This window comes from Algoriphagus lacus, assembly GCF_003583985.1.
Classification (GTDB): domain Bacteria; phylum Bacteroidota; class Bacteroidia; order Cytophagales; family Cyclobacteriaceae; genus Algoriphagus; species Algoriphagus lacus.
In genome coordinates, this window is record NZ_QXML01000004.1 from 111710 (window position 1) to 128017 (window position 16308).

The window sequence follows — 16308 nt, forward strand, 5'->3', positions numbered from 1 at the left end:
CCTATGACTATTTCTATTTCTCAAAATCCTGTGGAATTGGGTCAAACTGCCGGAAAAATCGGAGCTGAACTAATCCGGAAATCGATCCAAAATCAGGGTTTTGCTAACCTTATTCTTGCCACAGGAACGAGTCAGTTTGAAACGCTAAAACAGCTTTTGGCCGAAAAAGACATCGATTGGAGCAAGGTGACGGTGTTTCATTTGGATGAATACCTTGGACTTCCAATTACCCATCCGGCGAGTTTTCGGAAATATCTACTGGAAAGGTTTTTCGTTCATGTTCCGCAATTGAAAGCCTATCACTTAATTGATGGAGAAAATGATCCCGGAAAAGAATGTGAGAGACTGTCGGCTTTAATTCAAAATCACCCGATAGATGTCGCTTTCGTTGGAATTGGAGAAAATGGACACCTGGCCTTCAATGACCCACCTGCTGATTTTGAAACGGAGAATCCTTACTTGGTTGTCAATTTGGACCACGCCTGCAGGATGCAGCAGTTGGGAGAAGGTTGGTTTCCAAACTTGGAAGCGGTACCCACTCAGGCCATCAGCATGTCTATCAGACAGATTATGAAGTCAAAAGCTATCATTTGTTCAGTTCCAGAGCTGAGGAAAGCCCAAGCCGTAAAAGAATGCTTGGAGGGAGAAATCACCAATCTTCATCCGGCTTCGATTCTGCAAAGTCATCCCGAATGCCGGATTTTTTTGGACAAACCCGCTTCATCCTTGCTTTCCAACCATTGATCGGAAATTTTTTGGATGGGTGACATAAAATTTGGTATTTAAGGCAAGGGGAAATCAAATCCGATTTCCTTTTGCCTTAAACCCAAAACCAGCCTATGTCAAAAACCACCGCTGCGGTTCGTGCCGATCAGCTGAGCCAACGGGACACTTGGATTTCGATCGGAATCATCGGGATGCTGTTTTTTATTTTTGGATTTGTTTCCTGGGTCAATGCGATCCTGATTCCCTATTTCAAAATCGCCTTTACCCTTAGCAACTTCGATTCATACCTCGTTGCTTTCGCTTTTTACATTTCCTATCTAGTCATGTCTGTGCCTTCATCTTACCTGCTTAAAGCAGTGGGATTTAAGAAAGGGATGATGGTTGGATTCTTTGCTATGGCGGTTGGAGCCTTCATTTTTGTTCCTGCAGCGATGAGCCGAACCTATGAGATTTTCCTATTGGGGTTGTTCACATTGGGAACAGGTTTGGCGGTACTTCAAACTGCAGCAAATCCGTATGTGACTGTATTAGGTCCGAAAGAAAATGCCGCCCAACGCATCAGCGTGATGGGGATTTTCAATAAAGGCGCAGGGATTTTGGCGCCGATCTTGTTTGCTGCGGTCATTCTAAGAGTAGGGGATAATGAGCTTTTTCAGCAGTTGGACACCATGACCCCCGAGGCGAAAGACGCTGCCTTGGATGAATTGATCCGGCGAGTCATTTTGCCTTATTCCGTAGTCGGAACCGTGCTTTTGGCATTGGGGATATTTGTACGGTTTTCTCCACTTCCGGAAATTGACACCGAGCATGAGACGGCTGAAGTTGCAGAAGCTAATTCAGGCAAAACCTCCATTTTCCAGTTTCCTCACCTGATTTTGGGAGCTGTGGCAATTTTCCTGCATGTAGGTACTCAGGTCATCGCTATCGATACGGTCATTCCATACGCCAACTCCTTTGGGATTGGATTGATGGAGGCCAAAGTTTTTCCGTCCTACACACTGGCTTTTACGATTTTGGGATATCTGATCGGAATTTCTCTGATTCCCAAGGTGATTTCTCAGGTAAATGTGCTTCGGATTTGTACGCTTTTGGGTACGGTATTCACACTGCTGATCATTTTTACTTCCGGTCAAGTAACAATTTTGGGGATCACAACAGATGTTTCCATTTGGTTTGTGGTATTGTTAGGGTTGGCCAATTCTTTGGTTTGGGCAGGGATTTGGCCTTTGGCTTTGGACGGATTGGGTCGATTCACCAAACTCGGCGCTTCCATCATGATCATGGGGCTTTGCGGAAATGCGATCATGCCGCTTGCTTATGGGGCCGTGGCTGACGCGATCAACGTGCAGCAGGCCTATTGGGTGCTTTTCCCTTGCTATCTGTATTTGGTGTTTTATGCGGTACATGGACATAAAATCAGAAGATGGAAACTCGCCTGATCGGAAAGTCTTTTTTGGACGGAAAGCCGCTGGAAGTCTGCGTTTCCGAAGGAAAGATCAAGTCTGTTTTATCTGTTGATACCTGTCCGGAAAATGTTTGGATAGGAACTGGTTTTACGGATATTCAGGTCAATGGCTATTCTGGTCTGGACTACAATTCGATTCAAAGTGATATTTTGGCTTTGGGTCAAATTTCCAGAAAATTGCTTTCATGCGGCGTTACGAGCCATTTTCCGACGATCATCACCAATTCTCCGGAGAAGATTTCAGCTTTAATTCATCAGGTGGTTCAGCTTCGCAAAATGGATTCATTGGCTCATTCCTGCATCACAGGAATCCATATCGAGGGGCCTTTTATTTCACCGGTGGACGGACCACGAGGAGCTCATTTCAGAGAGTTTGTCCAGGCACCGGATTGGAATTTATTTCAAAAATGGATCAATGAAAGCGAAGGCCTAATCCGGATGATCACCCTTTCTCCGGAATGGGAGGGAAGTACTTCCTTTATCGAAAAATGCGTGGAATCCGGGATTTTAGTTTCCATCGGTCATACCAATGCAAATCATGAGCAAATCATGGAAGCTGTTAAAGCAGGAGCAAGGCTTTCCACCCATTTGGGAAATGGAATGCACAGTCTCATAGCTCGCCATCCCAATTACCTCTGGTCTCAACTGGCAGCCGAAAACCTTTCTGCCACCATAATTGCGGATGGATTTCATCTTCCGGCTGAAGTGATTCAGGTGTTTAAGAAAGTGAAAGCTGAAAAACTGATGCTAGTCAGCGACTCCGTGGCTTTGGCTGGAATGCCGCCTGGAGAATACGAAGCTGCTGTTGGTGGAAAAGTGACCTTGGCGTCAAATGGAAAGCTTCACTTGTTAGGAAATCCCAACACACTTGCAGGATCGGCGATGAATATCCTCCAAGGCATCAATTTTCTTCTTAAAAACAATCTCGTAGATCTTCCTGAAGCCTGGCAAATGGCATCTATTCGGCCTCATAGGCTATTTGAACCCGCTTTTGAACCTTTCACAATCGGTCAAAAGGCCGACCTTATTTTAGCTGAACAGCTACCTGACCACAGTTTAAAAATCATCAAGGTCTTTAAAAACGAAGTAGAAATACCTCTTGGTTAACCCAAAATCAAAACCACAGCATTATGAAAAATAATCTCAATCGTCGTCATTTTATCAAATCTGCTGCTACCGGAGCATTGGGGCTCGGCGTTGCATCTTCCGCTTTTTCCTTTAATATCCTTTCCCAATACCCGCTCAAAGACAAATATCGAGTAGCCATAATCGGTGTCAACAGTCGGGGTTCCCAACATATACAGGCTTTCGCCAAAATCCCGAATGTGGAAATCGCTTACATCTGCGATGTGGATTCCCGTGCTCGGGAAAACGGAATCGCCTTGGCATTAAAGGAAGGAGTAAAAACGGCACCAACAGGTTTGGTGGATTTCAGGAAAGCCTTGGAAGACAAAACTCTGGATGCAGTCTCGATTGCCATGCCTGATTTTTGGCACACTCCAGCCTCAATCATGGCGCTTCAGGCAGGAAAACATGTGTATTTGGAAAAGCCAGGATCGCACAATCCTGCCGAATCGGAACTGCTCGTGGAAGCTACCAAAAAGTATGGAAAAATCGTTCAGATGGGCAATCAGCGCCGATCCTGGCCGAGAGTGCAGGAAGCCATGAAAGAGCTTCACTCCGGTGCAATCGGAAAGGCCTATTATGCCCGAGCCTGGTATACGAATACACGAAAATCCATTGGATATGGCAAGCCAGCAGCTGTTCCTGAATGGCTGGATTTTGAGCTTTGGCAAGGTCCTGTTCCCCGAAAAGAATTCAAAGACAACCTGATTCATTACAACTGGCACTGGTTCTGGCATTGGGGCACAGGAGAAATCGTCAATAATGGCGTGCACTTTTTAGATTTGGCTAGATGGGGATTGCAGGAAAATTACCCAGTCAAGGCTTATTCCAGCGGTGGGAGGTATCACTTCCAAGATGATTGGGAAACACCGGATACTCAAATCGCCTCTTTCGACTTTGCCAACGGGAAGTCCATCCTCTGGGAAGGTCGCAGCTGCAATGCCCGCGACATCAACGCGATGGGCTCAGGTGTCTCTTTCCACGGAGAAAACGGAACGCTCGAACTCCTGAACAACTCCTACAAAATCTACGACAATGCCAACAAATTGGTGAAATCCGCCGAACCAACCACCAATACTGTGGTCGATCAGCGAGGGGCAGGATTTGACATGGACATTGCTCATTTCACCAATTTCATCAATGCCATTGATAAAGGGGAAAGTCAGATTTCTCCTTACCCTGAGATTCAAAAAAGCGTATTACTGTGTCATTTGGGCAATATTTCATACCGAACAGGCAAAGCTTTAGAAATTGACCAAAATTCAGGAAAGATCCTTGGTGACAAGGAAGCTATGAAACTTTGGGGCAGAGAATACCAAAAAGGTTGGGAACCTAAACTCTGATTCACATGACTACGAGCCTTTCCGTCGGATCAAAACGTCTGGTTTCCATCGATGCCCTTCGGGGTTTTGACATGCTGATGATTTGCGGTGCCGATGCGTTTTTCAGAAGCCTTGAAGGAAAAACAGGTTTGGGATGGGTAGATGCCATTGCCCTACAATTTGAGCATCCAGAATGGGTTGGATTTGCCTTTTACGACTTTATTTTTCCGCTTTTTCTGTTCATTTCAGGAGTTTCTATTCCTTTTTCCCTTACCAAAGCTCTGGAAACTCATGCTCCTAAAAATGAGATTTACCGGAAGGCTTTTGTTAGAATGCTAATTCTGATTGGATTGGGCATGCTCGACAAAAATGCACCTTTTCCGTTTTTCGATTGGGAGCAGATCCGGCTTGGAAGTGTGCTGGGAAGGATCGGAATAGCTGGATTTATTACCGTCGTGCTGGTTCTCAATTTTGATTCGATCAAGCGACTGTTGATTGTCGCGGTAATTTTACTGTTGTACTACGCTGCAGTTTTTTTGGTTCCGGTACCGGGATTTGGAGCTGGCGATTTGAGTTTCGAGGGAAATCTGGTGGGTTGGTTTGACCGGACGTTTCTACCAGGAAGATTGCTTCAGGGGCAATTCGACGAACTGGGAATTCTGACCACGTTTCCAGCTATTTGTTTGACCATTTTGGGAGCTCATGCAGGAGAAATCCTGAAAAAAGTCGCTGCCTCCGAAAACGAAAAACTCAAAGAATTGGTGGTGACCGGACTGATTTGCATTGGCATTGCGCTGATTTGGAACCTTCATTTCCCAATTTTCAAACGGATGTGGACGAGTTCCTTTATAATGTTGACTTCCGGTTTGGCATTTCTTTCAATGGGCCTTTTTTACCTGATCATCGACATTCTGAAATTTCAAAGATGGGCTTTCTTCTTTGTAGTGGTTGGAATGAACAGTTTGACGATCTACATGATTTATCGCTTTGTCAATTTCAGGTATACTTCGAGGCTTTTGTTTGAGGGGCTTTATAAACCCTTGGGAGAAAATTGGATTCCGGTGATGGAGAGTTTGGGCGCTTTGGGGTTGGTTTGGCTGTTCTTGTATTTTCTTTATCGGAAGAAGATTTTCTTTAAGGTGTAATCTTTTGGTCAACGGTCCACTGTCGACAGTCAACAACTTCTTCTGGAAAAATCAATTAGATTCAAAGGTTAACTAACTAGTAACAAATATTTTATTATCAAATACTTATGAAATCATCGCGTCGATCATTTATAAAAAAAACCACAGCTTTAGGAGCTGCAGCCAGTTTGAGTTCGTTGCCTTTTTCACTCTTGGCAAATCCCCAATCTGATCCGATTAAAATAGGAATCATAGGTTTGGACACCTCTCACGCACCCGCATTTACCAAGCTTTTCAATGCTGAAAGTCCCAAGCCGGAATTGGCAGGTTTCCGGGTGGTAGCGGCTTACCCTTATGGCAGTCGTGATATCAAATCGAGCATGGACCGAATTCCGGGTTACATCGATCAGGTGAAGGAACTCGGGGTGGAAATAGTAGATTCAATTGATGCCTTACTGCAAAAAGTGGATGTGGTACTTCTGGAAACTAATGATGGAAAACCTCATTTGGAACAAGCTAAGGTCGTATTCAAGGCCAAAAAGCCTGTATTTATTGATAAACCGGTTGCAGGTTCTTTTGCAGATGCAGTAAAAATCTACCAAGAAGCAAAAGCGGCAGGAGTTCCGATGTTTTCTTCATCCTCCCTTCGCTACCAAAAAAATGTCCATGCCGTCCGCCATGAAAACAAAATCGGTAAGGTCTTGGCCTGTGATGCCTTTAGTCCTGCAACCTTGGAGCCCAGCCATCCGGATTTGTTTTGGTATGGGATTCATGGGGTGGAAATCCTCTTTACCGCCATGGGTGCGGGATGTGAGTCTGTGACGCGATATTCCACTCAAGATGCGGAAGTAGTGGTAGGCACTTGGAAAGATGGAAGAATCGGAACCTTCCGGGGCATGCGATCTGGAAAGCACGACTATGGAGGAACTGCCTTTGGAACAGAAGGAAACCTATTCTTTGGTCCATTTGAAGGCTATGAACCCTTGGCTATCCAAATCGCTAACTTTTTCCGAACCAAAAAACTCCCGGTTGATCCTCAGGAAACGTTGGAAATCTATGCCTTTATGGAGGCAGCCGATGAGAGCAAAAGGCGGGGAGGAGCACCGGTTAGCCTTTCAGAGACTTTCAAGCTAGCAGGGAATTAACCCTGAAACAGAGGTTTATAATTATTTTTTGCTTTATCCCTAGAATGAAAAGAGGTTTTCCTTGTATGGAAAACCTCTCTATTCATTCCAAAATCAAACCTTGGTTACTTCGTTTCGATCGTAATCTTTTGAGGAAGCTTCTCATTTAGACTTTTCAAATCATTCTGGATGATACCATTCAGTTTTGACAAATGACCTGCTAACTCCTTCGACAATTCTTCAAAAACCACATAGGCTGCATCTGTTGGCCTGGCTTGACCAGTTTCCACACTTCGTTGCAAAGAAGCCAAACGGTTGTTCAGTTTGATTGGAAAATTCAGGGGATCCTGAGGGCTTTGATTCTGAACCTGATACAAATCTTCCTCGATCACTCTCATCTTATCCAGCATCGCCTTTAGCGCTGTGCTGGTGTTTTGATCAGTTGAATTTTCAAGTAGGGTTGCTTGTGCTCTAACTTTTCGAATCAGAATAACCGCCTCGTTCGCCTCAGAAACCTTATTTCGGATTTGAACTGCCAGATCAAACTGCTTTTGCAAATCCTCAGCAGTTATCCCCACCAAGTTAGGATCCATTTCAAGTTCGAAGGAAGTGGTTTTTTCTACTCCTCCGGCCTTGAGGCTTACCTGATATTCCCCAAGTGGTGCCAAAGGACCTCTTTGTGGTCTTGCACTCCAGATAATCATACCGTCAAATACTGTAGCTCCCGGATAGCGCATGTCCCAAGTAAAGGTATTCAAGTCATGCTTTGTAGATGGAGAATTCCGTTCGGTTTTTCCTTTTTTTCCGGTATAGCTAGTGATCAGATTACCTTTAGCGTCCTTTATTTCAATCGTTACACTGTCCGTTTCAGTTGGCAAATAGTATTGAATAACGGCGTTATAAACACCACGAATTGGGTTTGCAGGTTTGAACAAAGCAATCTCTTTTTTGGCATTTACCTCCATTGCTTCTCGCAATGGCCGGATATCATCCAAAATCCAGAACCCTCTTCCATGAGACCCAAGTACGACATCGTCATTTTTCAAAACCAAATCCCTGATCGGAGTATCCGGTAGATTCAGCTGTAAGGACTGCCAATCAGCACCATCATTAAAAGAAACATATACGCCATGCTCTGTTGCCAAATAGAGTAGCCCCGGCTTGACCAAATCTTCCCGGACAGCTCTCGCAAAATGTCCATCTGCAATTCCGTTGGTTATTTTGGTCCAAGTTTTTCCATAATCCGTGGTCTTGAAAACATAAGGCTGACGGTCGTCTACCTGATACCGGTTGGCTGCCAGATACACTGTTCCAGGCTTGAATTTCCCTTCATCCAGGATTTCGATTCTGGAGTATCTTGGAAGGTCTTTTGGGGTAATGTCAGTCCAGCTTTTTCCACCATTTCTGGTAATGCTTACTTTCCCATCATCAGATCCAGCCCAAATGGTATTGATATCATGGCTTGAGGGTGCCAAGGCAAAAACAGTCCCATAAATCTCAGGACCATTCATGTCTTTGGTGATTTCTCCACCGGTGACACCCAAGGTCTCTGGATCTGCAAATGTTAAATCCGGGCTGATTTTTTCCCAGGATTGCCCGTCGTTGGTCGTTTTCCAGACGTGCTGGGAAGTGGTGTACATGACCGTAGGATCCAAGGGTGAAAACATAATTGGGAATGTCCACTGCCATCTTTCCGGCAATGCAGATGCTGGTTCACCGGAGAAAAATCTTGGATAAACCTGAATATCCCGAATCTGGCCTGTTTTTCGGTTGTATCGGGTGAGTAAAGCTCCTTGACTACCTGAATAAAACACATCCGGGTCAACAGGGCTTTGTGTGATCCAACCACTTTCTCCGCCCCCAACTTCATAATGCCAACCATGCCCGGGACCACTTCCAAGCTTATGTTCCCAACCATCACTTGGCATTGCGATCGTGGTATTATCCTGCTGAGCGCCGGCCACATGGTAGGGCACATCACTCGTCGTCATAACGTGATAAAGTTGGGTAGTCGGATAGTCTTCTTCAGTCCAGGTTTTTCCACCGTTTATACTTACAACCCCGCCACCGTCATTGGAACTGATCATTCGCATGGGATCATTTGGGTCAATCCAGAGGTCGTGGTTATCGCCATGGGGTACTGTGATTTCTATGTTAAATGTTTTGCCTCCGTCAGTCGATTTGAAAAAATCCACATTCAAACAATAGACCGTTTCTCTATCCATTGGATCAGCATAGATGCGTGAATAATAGAAAGCCCGCTGCCGAAGTTTACGTTCCTCATTTACTTTTTCCCAAGTCCATCCGCCATCATCCGAGCGGAAAACTCCGCCTTCATTAGCTTCAACAATAGCCCAGATTCGATTGGGGTCTGCAGGGGAGACCGTCACGCCGATTTTTCCGATCGGACCTTTTGGCATTCCAGGGTTTGAGGTCAAGTCAATCCAGGTATTTCCCCCGTCCAAGGATTTGAAAAGTTTGCTATCGGGACCTCCTCCCCACATCTTCCAGGCTTTACGGTAAACTTGCCAAGTGGATGCATAGAGCACATTTGGGTTGGTACGGTCAATGATCAGATCTGCAGCGCCTGCTTTGTCACTTACGTAAAGCACTTTTTCCCAGGTATTTCCTCCGTCTTTGGATCGAAAAACGCCACGTTCCTCATTTTCTCCGTAAGGATGGCCTAAGGCTGCCACATAGACGATATTAGGATTGGTTGGATGGATTCGGATCCTTGAGATAGCCTGGGTTTCTTTCAATCCCAAATGCCGCCAGGTCTTACCACCATCGATGGTTTTGTAAACGCCGTCACCCTGCGTAATGCTTCCGCGCAACTGGGTTTCACCGCCACCGATGTAAACGATATCGGGATTGGTTTCCGCAACTGCTACTGCTCCGATACTGGAGGAACTAATTTGGCCGTCGGTAACAGGAAACCATTCGTTTCCTCCATCCACCGTTTTCCACAGTCCTCCGCCTGTTGCGCCAAAATAATATTCATTAGGTCTTCCCGGACTTCCGGCGCTTCCAAGGGAGCGACCGCCACGGTTGGGTCCAATGTTTCTCCAGGAAAAACTCTCATAATAGGAGGGATCGACGACAGGTTTTAGGTTTTGGGCCAAAAGCCTTGGCTCCGGCAAAAATAGCCCTCCTGCTAAAAAAGCCAGAGTTAGAATTGAGTGTTTATTCTTCATAAAGTTCAGCTGGTGGTTTGATTTGAATGTACTAATTCTCGAGGAAGGATCGATGGGGAGTTTTATCAAAGGCAGGAATTTGGGACTTATGTAGTAAAGTAATAGGGGTGAGGCATTCTCACAAAAAGAATTAAATTTTGGTTAGATATCCTTTTCTCACTTACCACACTATTAAAAAACCATGATTCGACATTCAGTAGTATTGAAACTCAAGCATAAAGCAGGTTCTCGGGAGGAAAAGGAATTTCTGGATGAGGCTTGGAAACTGAAGTCCATTCCAGGAGTCATGAAGTTTGAAATAATGAAAGAGATTAGTTCAAATAATCCATACCAATTCGGGATTTCAATGGAGTTTGAAGACCAGAAAACCTATGATTTCTATTCAAATCATCCGGATCATACGCGATTCGTTGAGCAACACTGGATTCCTAATGTTGATGTTTTTATGGAAATTGATTACCTCCTTGAATAAAAGACGAAAAATACGAATCCTTGCACGGATCGATTTTTTTAGAAAACTTGATAGCCTGTAACCATCTCTAGCTTCAATCCCCGAATGAATTTCCGAATTAATCTAATCAGCAGCGTTCTGTTTTTTGCGCTTTCCACAGCTACTTATTCCCAGCAAAAATTTACCAAAGCGGATACCTTACGCGGAAGTATTACACCCGAACGGGCTTGGTGGGACTTGAATCATTACCATCTAGCCGTGGAGATTTTCCCAGAAACAAAATCCATAAAAGGCTCAAATACAATTCGATATAAAGTTTTATCTGAACATCAGGTTTTACAATTAGATCTTCAGGAGCCACTGAAAATCACTTCCATAGTTCAGGAAGGGGAGAAGCTCGACTTCAAACGGGAAGGAGCAGTACATTGGGTAACGCTAAAGAAAAAGCAGGTTCCGGGAAAATTTGAAGAGTTGGTGGTCAGTTACGAAGGCCAACCTAAAGAGGCGGTTCGACCACCTTGGGATGGTGGGATCACATGGACAAAAGATTCCAACGGAAAATACTTTATCGCTTCATCCAATCAGGGTATTGGTTCCAGCATCTGGTGGCCAACGAAAGATCATCCGGCAGACGAGGTGGACAGCCTGATGATGAGTATCACCGTTCCCAGAGGCCTGATGGATGTTTCCAATGGGCGTTTGGTCAACATCGAAATGGGGCAAACCACCGATACTTTTCATTGGTCAGTTCTTAATCCGATCAATGATTATGGCGTCAATATCAATATCGGGGACTATGTCCATTTTGGAGAGAAATACGCAGGTGAAAAAGGAACCTTGGACATGGATTATTTTGTACTCCGCGAGAATTTGGAGAAAGCAAAGGTTCATTTTCAGGATGCCGGACGAATGATGAAAGCATTTGAGCATTGGTTTGGACCGTATCCTTTTTATGAAGACGGATTCAAACTGGTGGATGCGCCCTACTTGGGCATGGAGCACCAGAGTTCGGTCACCTATGGCAACGGCTATCAAAACGGGTATCGGGGACGCGATCTCAGTGGCACTGGCTGGGGATTGAAATTTGACTTTATCATCATCCATGAAGCCGGTCATGAGTGGTTTGCCAATAATATCACTTACAAAGACGTGGCTGATATGTGGATCCACGAAAGCTTCACCAATTATTCCGAAAGCCTCTTTTTGGATTATCATTACGGAAAAGAAGCCGGTCAGCAATACGTCCGAGGTACCCGTATGAACATCGCCAATGACCGACCCATCATCGGAACCTATGGTGTCAATCAGCGGGGATCGGGTGACATGTACTATAAAGGTGGCAACCTACTTAACATGCTTCGTGAAATCCTGAACGATGATGAAAAGTGGAGACAAATCCTGAGACGTTTGAATCAGGAATTTTACCATCAGACAGTAACAACACAGCAGGTGGAAAGCTATATCTCTCAGGCTTTTGGGACCGATTTAAAACCAATTTTTGACCAATATTTAAGAGATCATAGAATCCCGGTTTTTGAATATTACTATTCGGATGAAAAGACGCTGAATTATCGGTTTAGTAACTGTCTGACTAATTTTGAAATGCCGGTAGACGTTGAATTAGGTGGTAAAAGCCAACGGATCAAAGCAAATACCAAATGGAATCAGTTGCAGGTAGGCCAAAATTCAGAATTGGAGTTTGACCCTGATTTTTATGTTTCTGTTTTCAAGTTGAGGTAGTGGGATTTCTTTCTCGGTAAAAATCAGATGATTTTTATCATAGATCACTTTCTTTAATCCGGCTAACTTCTGGAAGAGAATCCAGAAGATATGATCCCTTCAAAATATCCGGTTATTTCATTACTCCTCCTGCTTGCCAATTTTGGCCTTGGCTTTTCCCAAGAAGCCAAAGAAATCATGCGAAAAGCGGATGAAAAAATGAGGGGAAAAACCTCCGAGGCAGAGATGGTGATTAGGACTACTCGTCCTACTTGGAGCCGTGAAATGGGCGTGAAAACCTGGATGAAAGGCAATGAATTTGCCATGATCCTGATCCAATCGCCTGCAAAAGACAAGGGAACGGTATTTCTCAAGCGAAAGAAAGAAGTCTGGAATTGGTTGCCCACTGTGGAGCGGACAATAAAACTTCCTCCATCCATGATGAGCCAAAGCTGGATGGGAACTGACTTTACCAATGACGATTTGGTCAAGGAATCTTCAGTTTTAGAAGACTACACCCATTCCATTCTCGGAGACACCACCGTAGGCAGCAGGGAAAGTTACGTGCTTCAGTTGATACCCAAACCTGAAACAGCCTTAGTTTGGGGAAAACTCATTGTAGTCATTGACAAAAAAGATTACTTGGAGTTGCACACCCGGTTTTATGATGAAGACGGGTTCTTGGTCAATACCATGACAGCATATGACTTCCAGGAAATGGACGGCAGGCTGATTCCCACCCGCTTTGAAATGATTCCACAGGACAAAAAGAATCAGAAAACGGAGATTATCTACAAAAGTATCCGATTTAATCGGCCACTGGAGGACAGCTTTTTCACTATGGATCAAATGCGAAAACTCAACTAAGATGTGGTTGCTGAAGCTGGCATGGAAGAATATGTGGCGAAACCGGAACCGGACGGCCATAACCATTGCGGCGGTATTTTTTTCGGTAATCCTATCCATCCTCACCAATTCCCTTCAGGACGGGATTTTTGATAATCTGATCAAAAACGTAGTCAGCTTTTACAACGGATACATTCAGGTACATAAGCAGGGATATTGGGACGAACAAATTTTGGATAACACCTTTGAAGGTACCTCAGCCCTAGAAGACAGTATTCTAGCCTTGGAAAATGTGAATGCCTTGGCGCCACGTTTGGAATCTTTTGCACTCGCCTCATCCGACACGCTCACAAAAGGTTGCCTTGTAATCGGCATTTCTCCAGAAAAAGAAAACTCCATCACGGAACTCAAAAACAAGCTGAAAGAAGGGGAGTATTTGAACGAACAGGATTTCGGTGCCTTGATAGCTGAAGGACTCGCAAAGCGTCTTAAACTCTACCTGCATGACACCTTGGTCATAATCGGTCAGGGCTATCATGGAGCAATGGCTGTCGGAAAATATCCAATTAAGGGTATCCTAAAGTTTGGTTCACCAGATTTAAACGATCAGATGCTGTATCTGTCGCTCCCGGCAGCACAGGAACTTTACGGTGCGCCAAAGATGCTTACTTCTTATGTGGTGGGTTTGGAAAATCCATCTAATCTTGATCCCACCGCAGAAATTTTAAGGGACAAGTTAGGCAACGAGTATGAAGCAATGACTTGGGAGGAGATGATGCCTGAAGTGGTCCAGCACATTCGAACTGACAAGGGCAGCTTGGTCATCATTCAAGGCGTTTTGTACATGCTCATTGGTTTTGGAATCATCGGAACCTTGCTTATGATGATGGTGGAGCGCAAATATGAAATGGGAATGCTCGTGGCAATTGGCATGAAAAAGCGGAAACTGATGCAGTTGATGCTGATTGAATCAGTTTTTACCGTGTTAAGCGGCTGTATTTTGGGTATGCTGGCGAGTATTCCGATTGTATTTTATTTAAATCGGTATCCAATCAAATTCAAAGGTGAATTAGCCGAAGTGTATGAGGAGTTTGGATTTGAGGCCATTTTTCCAACATCCACAAATCCTGAAATTTTCCTGACCCAAGGGCTCTTTGTGATTTGTATGGCGCTTTTGCTTTCCCTTTACCCGATTGTGAAAATAGCCCGTTTGGACCCTGTCGCTGCGATGAAAAAATGAACTTGAAACTGGCTTGGCGAAACGTATGGCGAAACAAAACCAGAAGCCTGATCATCATGGCTTCTGTGGCTATAGGTTTGCTTGCAGGTATTTTTGTACTGGGTCTTTACCAGGGAATGATGAGGTCTCGGGTTCGAACGGTTATTGACACCGAGGTAGCGCACCTACAAATCCACCATAAAGAGTTTAAAGAAGATTATGACCCTTCCTACACCTTGGATCAGGAACTGATTTCAAAGAACCTGAAGAAAATCTCTGAAATAAAATCTTTTGCAAATCGATCGGTGACCCAGGGGATGCTGGCCACGACCACTGGCACTTCAGGAGTCCGCATATACGGAATACAACCCAAGGAAGAAATTGAGGTCTCTCAGCTGGCATTTAAGATCAAGGAAGGAGAGGTATTAAATCCCTCCAAAAAAAACGGCATCCTGATCGGTAAGAAGCTGGCCGACAAAATGAAGTTGAAGCTTGGGTCAAAGTTGGTGCTGACTTTTACAGACAGGGAAAGTAGCGTGACCTCAGGAGCGTTTCGGGTAAATGGAATTTACCAAACCATCAATACACCATTGGACGAGGTCATAGTGTACATAAATCGAAGTACATTAAATGAATACCTCGGTTTGGAGGACACCAGTCATGAAATCGCCATTTTATTACACCGGGATGAAGACCTTGAGTTGGTAAAAAATTCACTTCAGGCTCAATTTCCTCGGTATTCGGTGATGACTTGGAAGGAAAATTCCCCGGAAACCGATCTGATGGTGGGAACAATAAACCAATATTCAACCATCATTATCATCATTATAATGATTGCTCTTGCCTTTGGAATCATAAACACCATGCTGATGTCTGTGATCGAACGAACAAGAGAAATTGGGATGCTATCAGCCTTGGGTATGAATCGGAAAAAGGTCTTCGCCTTGATCCTAACTGAGACTGTTATCCTGACATTCGTAGGAGTGCCAGTAGGATTTATACTGTCTTGGTTTTCAATTCTTTATTTTTCAAAAGCTGGAATTGATATTTCCCCCTTCTCTGAGGAAGCGATGTCCAGTTTTGGCTTCACAAGTATAATTTACCCTGAATTTCCAGTTGATACAATGGGAAGTGTATTGATCATAGTCATCAGCACTGCGCTGATTTCCGCCTTTTTTCCCTCTTTGAAAGCGATTAGACTTCAACCGGCTGATGCCTTGCGGCAATAAATTCCAAATGCATGAACACTGTCATCGATGCTCATCAGGTAAGCAAAACCTTTAATCCAACCACCATTCCCATATTGGCGGTAAATAATGTTCACCTTCATCTGGAACGGGGTGAATTTACCGCATTGGTTGGCCCATCAGGGTCAGGAAAGACCACCTTGTTGAATTTGCTTGGAGGACTGGATAAGCCGGATAAAGGAAGTATTTTCATCAATGGGGTAGATATCACCAAACTATCTCCCAATGCGCTGATTGATTTTCGATTGAACAACATCGGTTTTGTTTTTCAGTCTTTTAATCTGATACCCGTGTTGACTGCCAGAGAAAATGTGGAATTGATCATGCAGCTGCAGCACAAGGATAGGAGGGAGATCAATGAACGGGTGGAGACTTTATTCAGGGAAATCGGTCTGGAGGACAAATTGGATACCCGTCCAGCGCAGCTATCAGGAGGACAGCAGCAGCGTGTGGCCGTGGCAAGAGCATTGGCATCCAAGCCACAATTTGTACTGGCGGATGAGCCAACAGCCAATTTGGATTCCAAATCTGCAACCAACCTCCTGGACATAATGGCAAAATTGAACCAGGAGGAAAACATCACCTTTATTTTTTCCACGCATGATGTTCGGGTGATCGAGCGGGCTAGGAGGGTGATAACGTTGGTTGATGGTCAAATCCATTCCGATACGGCAAAGGTTTCAACAGAAGTACCTCATACTGCCCAAAAAAGAACCCCATGATCCATGGCTGATGTCGGGTGCTTC

13 protein-coding genes are annotated in these 16308 nt (G+C 44.5%); 12 read left to right on the forward strand and 1 reads right to left on the reverse strand.

What is annotated here, in order from left to right; genetic code table 11:
* Positions 1 to 3: 3 nt before the first annotated feature.
* From D0X99_RS09470 to D0X99_RS09500, 6 genes are all read left to right on the forward strand, one after another.
* On the forward strand, positions 4 to 744 hold the full coding sequence (locus D0X99_RS09470) for a glucosamine-6-phosphate deaminase (RefSeq protein ID WP_119477525.1): 741 nt from the start codon (positions 4 to 6) through the stop codon (positions 742 to 744).
* A gap of 95 nt (positions 745 to 839) precedes the next feature.
* On the forward strand, positions 840 to 2165 hold the full coding sequence (locus D0X99_RS09480; protein WP_119477527.1) for a sugar MFS transporter: 1326 nt from the start codon (positions 840 to 842) through the stop codon (positions 2163 to 2165).
* Positions 2150 to 3298 (forward strand): N-acetylglucosamine-6-phosphate deacetylase, encoded by a 1149-nt coding sequence (locus tag D0X99_RS09485; protein ID WP_119477529.1) that lies wholly within the window; start codon positions 2150 to 2152, stop codon positions 3296 to 3298. Before D0X99_RS09480 ends, D0X99_RS09485 begins: the two co-directional genes overlap by 16 nt.
* A gap of 23 nt (positions 3299 to 3321) precedes the next feature.
* The gene (locus D0X99_RS09490; RefSeq protein ID WP_119477531.1) at positions 3322 to 4659 is read left to right on the forward strand and encodes a Gfo/Idh/MocA family protein; all 1338 of its coding nucleotides are present in this window, start codon (positions 3322 to 3324) and stop codon (positions 4657 to 4659) included.
* Positions 4660 to 4664: 5 nt separating this feature from the next.
* Entirely contained in the window at positions 4665 to 5783 is a 1119-nt protein-coding gene (locus D0X99_RS09495; protein ID WP_119477533.1) for an acyltransferase family protein, read from the forward strand.
* Positions 5784 to 5890: 107 nt separating this feature from the next.
* Positions 5891 to 6907, forward strand: coding sequence for a Gfo/Idh/MocA family protein (locus D0X99_RS09500; protein ID WP_119477535.1), 1017 nt, complete (start codon positions 5891 to 5893; stop codon positions 6905 to 6907).
* A 104-nt stretch (positions 6908 to 7011) separates the two neighbouring features.
* Here D0X99_RS09500 and D0X99_RS09505 read toward each other — a convergent pair whose 3' ends face one another.
* Positions 7012 to 10080, reverse strand: a complete 3069-nt coding sequence (locus D0X99_RS09505; RefSeq protein WP_199708056.1) for a glycosyl hydrolase — start codon at positions 10078 to 10080, stop codon at positions 7012 to 7014.
* Between the two features lie 181 nt (positions 10081 to 10261).
* On the opposite strand from D0X99_RS09505, the gene D0X99_RS09510 reads away from it, so the two are divergent.
* The 6 genes from D0X99_RS09510 (at position 10262) to D0X99_RS09535 (ending at position 16284) form a co-directional block, all read left to right on the forward strand.
* A complete protein-coding gene (locus D0X99_RS09510) occupies positions 10262 to 10552 on the forward strand; it encodes a Dabb family protein (RefSeq protein ID WP_119477537.1) in 291 nt (96 codons plus the stop codon).
* Positions 10553 to 10636: 84 nt separating this feature from the next.
* Positions 10637 to 12271, forward strand: coding sequence for a M1 family metallopeptidase (locus D0X99_RS09515; RefSeq protein ID WP_119477539.1), 1635 nt, complete (start codon positions 10637 to 10639; stop codon positions 12269 to 12271).
* Positions 12272 to 12361: 90 nt separating this feature from the next.
* On the forward strand, positions 12362 to 13117 hold the full coding sequence (locus tag D0X99_RS09520) for an outer membrane lipoprotein-sorting protein (protein ID WP_119477541.1): 756 nt from the start codon (positions 12362 to 12364) through the stop codon (positions 13115 to 13117).
* 1 nt (position 13118) lies between these two features.
* On the forward strand, positions 13119 to 14336 hold the full coding sequence (locus tag D0X99_RS09525) for an ABC transporter permease (RefSeq protein WP_119477543.1): 1218 nt from the start codon (positions 13119 to 13121) through the stop codon (positions 14334 to 14336).
* Complete coding sequence (locus D0X99_RS09530) at positions 14333 to 15544, forward strand: ABC transporter permease (RefSeq protein WP_119477545.1); 1212 nt, start codon at positions 14333 to 14335, stop codon at positions 15542 to 15544. The genes D0X99_RS09525 and D0X99_RS09530 overlap by 4 nt, the downstream gene beginning before the upstream one ends.
* 11 nt (positions 15545 to 15555) lie before the next feature.
* Entirely contained in the window at positions 15556 to 16284 is a 729-nt protein-coding gene (locus D0X99_RS09535) for an ABC transporter ATP-binding protein (protein ID WP_119477547.1), read from the forward strand.
* Positions 16285 to 16308 lie beyond the last annotated feature (24 nt).

Coding starts and splice junctions, on each gene's coding strand:
- D0X99_RS09530 (WP_119477545.1), top strand. CDS start 14,333: ATGAACTTGAAACTGGCTTGGCGAAACGTATGGCGAAACAAAACCAGA.
- D0X99_RS09505 (WP_199708056.1), bottom strand. CDS start 10,080: ATGAAGAATAAACACTCAATTCTAACTCTGGCTTTTTTAGCAGGAGGG.
- D0X99_RS09510 (WP_119477537.1), top strand. CDS start 10,262: ATGATTCGACATTCAGTAGTATTGAAACTCAAGCATAAAGCAGGTTCT.
- D0X99_RS09495 (WP_119477533.1), top strand. CDS start 4,665: ATGACTACGAGCCTTTCCGTCGGATCAAAACGTCTGGTTTCCATCGAT.
- D0X99_RS09485 (WP_119477529.1), top strand. CDS start 2,150: ATGGAAACTCGCCTGATCGGAAAGTCTTTTTTGGACGGAAAGCCGCTG.
- D0X99_RS09525 (WP_119477543.1), top strand. CDS start 13,119: ATGTGGTTGCTGAAGCTGGCATGGAAGAATATGTGGCGAAACCGGAAC.
- D0X99_RS09500 (WP_119477535.1), top strand. CDS start 5,891: ATGAAATCATCGCGTCGATCATTTATAAAAAAAACCACAGCTTTAGGA.
- D0X99_RS09490 (WP_119477531.1), top strand. CDS start 3,322: ATGAAAAATAATCTCAATCGTCGTCATTTTATCAAATCTGCTGCTACC.
- D0X99_RS09470 (WP_119477525.1), top strand. CDS start 4: ATGACTATTTCTATTTCTCAAAATCCTGTGGAATTGGGTCAAACTGCC.
- D0X99_RS09520 (WP_119477541.1), top strand. CDS start 12,362: ATGATCCCTTCAAAATATCCGGTTATTTCATTACTCCTCCTGCTTGCC.
- D0X99_RS09480 (WP_119477527.1), top strand. CDS start 840: ATGTCAAAAACCACCGCTGCGGTTCGTGCCGATCAGCTGAGCCAACGG.
- D0X99_RS09535 (WP_119477547.1), top strand. CDS start 15,556: ATGAACACTGTCATCGATGCTCATCAGGTAAGCAAAACCTTTAATCCA.
- D0X99_RS09515 (WP_119477539.1), top strand. CDS start 10,637: ATGAATTTCCGAATTAATCTAATCAGCAGCGTTCTGTTTTTTGCGCTT.